Source organism: Rhodospirillaceae bacterium, from assembly GCA_018660465.1.
Taxonomy (GTDB): domain Bacteria; phylum Pseudomonadota; class Alphaproteobacteria; order Rhodospirillales; family JABJKH01; genus JABJKH01.
Map to the genome: position 1 here is coordinate 1 of JABJKH010000105.1, position 3,740 is coordinate 3,740.

Genomic DNA, 3,740 nt, shown 5'->3' on the forward strand with positions numbered 1-3,740 from the left:
AGGCTGACTGTGTTCTTCATGTCTACCTGATCTGACATATTAATCGGCCCTAAACGTTTAAAAGCCTGATGCCCGACACCGCAATATCTGCGTCGAACTGACGGCCAATTCCCAATATGCCAATCCGTCGAAGACATCGCGCATCAAATGGCGTTTCAGTCTTGTGAGGAACGAACTGCTCAAGCGTAAGCTGGATGGTGGACCACTTCGGTTTCGCTGTGAATGAAGCGCGGTATGATTGCCATGGCCTAGCTAGAACCGACGTCCGTAGCCGAACGTCATAAACCTCATCGTTCCCATAGACATCAATCTCGATGCCTACGTATGCGGACGCATCAAAATCTGTGCCATCATCATTGATGTCAAAAGCCATCTGAACGAAACCGCCATTGTTATCCAATGAGACTTTGCCTGTAAGTCGAGCAGCGTGACGTTTATAGATGATTCCAGAGGTAACCTGCCCGACTGAGACACCCCCCATTACTGTGTCTGCAACGAACTCCCAATCGGGCCGTAATTCGAGTGGGTTCATTGTTTCACCCCAACGTCGCGAACGCATCGAAAGCCGATATAGACGACCGCCATATCGCGAGGTTTCGTGGCGTAATCATCGGATCGCATGCGGTAAGCTCCATACCACCATGAACCGCCGCGGGTGCCTTTATCGGTCTTTGATCCGTTCTCAGTCCATTCCCAAACATTAGCTCCCATATCGTACAGCCCATTGACGCCAGCAGACGTTACACCGACGGGAGCATGTCCGATTCCCCGGTTCAATCGATCGCTATAGTCAATCGACGGATTGTCACCGCAATCTCTTAGACAATTTGCACCTGTCGGTTCGCTCCCGGTAGGATAAGGGTAGGTCGTGTCCGCTTGAAACGGCGCCGGAGGAGAAACACGGTATTCCGTATACGCGGCTTGCGACCATTCTTCGTCAGTTGGGAGACGTTTGTCTGCCCACTCGCAGTAAGCGGAGGCATCATCAAATGTCACGTGAACGGCAGGCTCATTGTCTTGGGCCGGTGTCCCGAATGGTGCTTTCCAAGTCCAACCTAGTTTCTTTTGCCAACCTGCCTCGTAAACCAACCCACCGCCGGCGCGTTCTGCTGCAGTGGTATAGCCAGTCGCCTCAACAAACCCCCGATAATATCCGACAGAAACCTCGGTTCTATCGATTTCAAAGCCCACGACCCGCTGCATGTCCCCTGCCGCTAATGCACCTACTTGGACGGAGCAAAAGAGACTGATAAGGCCAATTGCGAACGACCGAATACACTTAAGGCTTGATCCAAAAACATTCATGGCGCGTAAAATTTCTACTAAAAGAGAGCGTCTATGGGTCCATATAGAATCGAAACATCAACTGACAACACTATCGTCATTGCCAATGAGAACACCACCATCGGCTAACCATCTCTCATCGATGTGGTTCTAGCGATAGTCGCGAATTTGAACGTCAACCGCCCCATAAATCGTCGTAACGCACACACCCATCACTTGGGTCCTTGAATTTGCTTCTATGATCTAGCGGACTCCGAATTTGGGATCGTCGAAAAATGTCGGCGGTAAAGAATATTCCAACGAGAAGTATGGCATGTGCCGCCATCGAGGGGCCGACCATCGATAAAGCGCCCATCCAAACACAAAACACGACAGACCACATAAGGGCGAGCACTGTCATTAACTGAAAGCGGACAATTTTGGGCAGCCGTCTCAGGGAGTTAAGGTTCTCGCTCATCACGACGCCGTACATTTGCTTAATCATGTTACATTCCAATATTTAGATTTCACCTACCTCTATTACGCGCTGTCACAACAATTGGATCATCCGTCAGCCCAAAGTCGGGAGAACTTTTGTTTTCCATGGCGTGATCCAGCCACGTTTTTGAACCGTATAGATTATCGGTACAACTTCGCATGATGAAATCTATGGCAAACATAAAACCAGCGCTCGATCATCGTGATCGAGACATCGCAAACCTCAAGGTTTTCTACGACGGTTCGTGCCCCATTTGTGCCCGAGAAATGGGCTACTATCAAAAGATCGCGCCATCCGAACAGATCCAGTGGGTCGATGTCTCCTCTTGCACGGAGAGTGTGCTACCAGGCGGCTTGACGCGGGAAGCGGCTTTGGCGCGATTTCATGTCGAGTTGGCGGAGGGGCGGGTCGTTGACGGTGCACGAGCATTCACCGAGTTGTGGACGGCGATCCCGAGGTTGAGGCTGCTAGGGTTAACTCTACGTCGCCCTCCTCTCGTTTGGGGACTAGAGTTGGGGTATACCGTATTTCTCAATGTGCGCCCGAAACTACAACAGCGCTTTTCCGGCTTCCCTTGCCTCAAGTCGACGCAATGAGAATGGAAGTAGTCGCCCCAAAATGGACATTTGTTGGAATACCATCCGCGTTGCTTTCATGGTGTCGATATTTCTCGTGCCAGAAACGCTTTTTGCCTCATCAGAGCGTTCCGTGACAGCTCACACTTTTTCCTTCATTTCGATTGAAGGGGAACCTTTGCCTCTATCGAAGTATGCCGGAAAGTCGGTGCTGATTGTGAATACTGCGTCTTTTTGCGGTTTCACCAGCCAGTATGCTGGTCTGCAAAAGCTTTGGGAACGCTATCGGGGGGAAGGTTTCGTCCTGCTCGGCGTGCCGTCAAATGACTTCGGCGGTCAGGAGCCTGGGACAGAAGTTGAAATCAAAACTTTTTGCGAAATCAATTTCGACATCGACTTTCCCTTGACGGAAAAGGTCCACGTCAAGGGCGCCAACGCGCATCCCTTTTACCGATGGGCGGGAGAACAGCTTGGCGTAATGGCCAAGCCTCGTTGGAACTTCCACAAATACTTGATTGCGCCAGACGGCCAGTTGGTCGATTGGTTTTCAACAGCAACGGCCCCAATGTCGAAGCGTATCACCGGAGTCGTTGGATCATCATTACCTCAAAACCAATAACCTTCTAAAAAATGCAACTTGATTCGAAAAAGGACAGATAATGTTTTTCATTCTTTATGTTAGCAAAGCGTCGGAACAATGTTCGGATGTCGAAATCGCAGACATTCTGCACGCGTCCCGAAAGAACAACTCGGCCAATGGAGTTACAGGTATCCTTGTTTACAAAAAGCCGGAGTTCTTTCAGTTCCTTGAAGGACCGGAAGAATCGGTTACGGCCCTTTACGAAAAGATCAAGAACGATACTCGACACGAGTTGATTAAGACGATTAGTCAGGGAGAAACGGACGATCGGATCTTTCCGAACTGGGAGATGGGGTTCGCCGGTGAGGGTGACTTGCAGCCTCTCCAATGGAAATGGGACTTGGACAAGTTGACGCTGTTCTCCTTGGCGGAAAACATGGACGACAGTATGGAGGTGATAAGGGCGTTCATCGATCACCAACCCTTGGATAAGAATTCTCCGCATACCTAGGCGCCTACATCGCCATCTGCGCGGCTTCATGCCGCTTTATTCAAAATTTACGAGTTTCTATGCGGAATGGCAGGAAATCGCCGTTGGGAAATGCTGCGACACGGAGCCATACCCGCTTTGAGCGTTTACTCAATCATGCCGCAACGATGCAGTTCCTGCGATGGTGATCAAGGCGCAATTTCCCGTCCGTCCCAAGCGAACACCCCTCCCGATTGACCGGGTGTCAGAAAGGCAAGAACGTCCAGCAAATACGCGGCCGACCGATCGGGCGTAAACAACTGTTCTGATCGGCCCCCATTGACAGGTCCACGA

The 3,740-nt window shown here is 50.7% G+C and carries 6 protein-coding genes; 3 read left to right on the forward strand and 3 right to left on the reverse strand.

What is annotated here, in order from left to right; all coding sequences use genetic code 11:
• Positions 1-49: 49 nt before the first annotated feature.
• The 3 genes from HOM51_18195 to HOM51_18205 form a co-directional block, all read right to left on the reverse strand.
• Positions 50-532 carry an NADH:ubiquinone oxidoreductase complex i intermediate-associated protein 30 gene (locus HOM51_18195; protein MBT5036449.1) on the reverse strand — a complete coding sequence of 161 codons (483 nt, stop codon included), beginning with the start codon at positions 530-532 and terminating at the stop codon, positions 50-52.
• A complete protein-coding gene (locus HOM51_18200; GenBank protein MBT5036450.1) occupies positions 529-1,305 on the reverse strand; it encodes a formylglycine-generating enzyme family protein in 777 nt (258 codons plus the stop codon). Before HOM51_18200 ends, HOM51_18195 begins: the two co-directional genes overlap by 4 nt.
• Positions 1,306-1,459: 154 nt before the next feature.
• Positions 1,460-1,768, reverse strand: a complete 309-nt coding sequence (locus HOM51_18205; GenBank protein ID MBT5036451.1) for a hypothetical protein — start codon at positions 1,766-1,768, stop codon at positions 1,460-1,462.
• Positions 1,769-1,932: 164 nt separating this feature from the next.
• On the opposite strand from HOM51_18205, the gene HOM51_18210 reads away from it, so the two are divergent.
• The 3 genes from HOM51_18210 to HOM51_18220 all read left to right on the forward strand — a co-directional run bounded on the left by HOM51_18210 (position 1,933) and on the right by HOM51_18220 (position 3,428).
• The gene (locus tag HOM51_18210) at positions 1,933-2,358 is read left to right on the forward strand and encodes a DUF393 domain-containing protein (protein ID MBT5036452.1); all 426 of its coding nucleotides are present in this window, start codon (positions 1,933-1,935) and stop codon (positions 2,356-2,358) included.
• 112 nt (positions 2,359-2,470) lie between these two features.
• Positions 2,471-2,956 carry a glutathione peroxidase gene (locus HOM51_18215; GenBank protein MBT5036453.1) on the forward strand — a complete coding sequence of 162 codons (486 nt, stop codon included), beginning with the start codon at positions 2,471-2,473 and terminating at the stop codon, positions 2,954-2,956.
• Between the two features lie 40 nt (positions 2,957-2,996).
• The gene (locus HOM51_18220; GenBank protein ID MBT5036454.1) at positions 2,997-3,428 is read left to right on the forward strand and encodes a BLUF domain-containing protein; all 432 of its coding nucleotides are present in this window, start codon (positions 2,997-2,999) and stop codon (positions 3,426-3,428) included.
• Positions 3,429-3,740 lie beyond the last annotated feature (312 nt).

Coding starts and splice junctions, on each gene's coding strand:
- HOM51_18195 (MBT5036449.1), bottom strand. CDS start 532: ATGAACCCACTCGAATTACGGCCCGATTGGGAGTTCGTTGCAGACACA.
- HOM51_18200 (MBT5036450.1), bottom strand. CDS start 1,305: ATGAATGTTTTTGGATCAAGCCTTAAGTGTATTCGGTCGTTCGCAATT.
- HOM51_18205 (MBT5036451.1), bottom strand. CDS start 1,768: ATGATTAAGCAAATGTACGGCGTCGTGATGAGCGAGAACCTTAACTCC.
- HOM51_18210 (MBT5036452.1), top strand. CDS start 1,933: ATGGCAAACATAAAACCAGCGCTCGATCATCGTGATCGAGACATCGCA.
- HOM51_18220 (MBT5036454.1), top strand. CDS start 2,997: ATGTTTTTCATTCTTTATGTTAGCAAAGCGTCGGAACAATGTTCGGAT.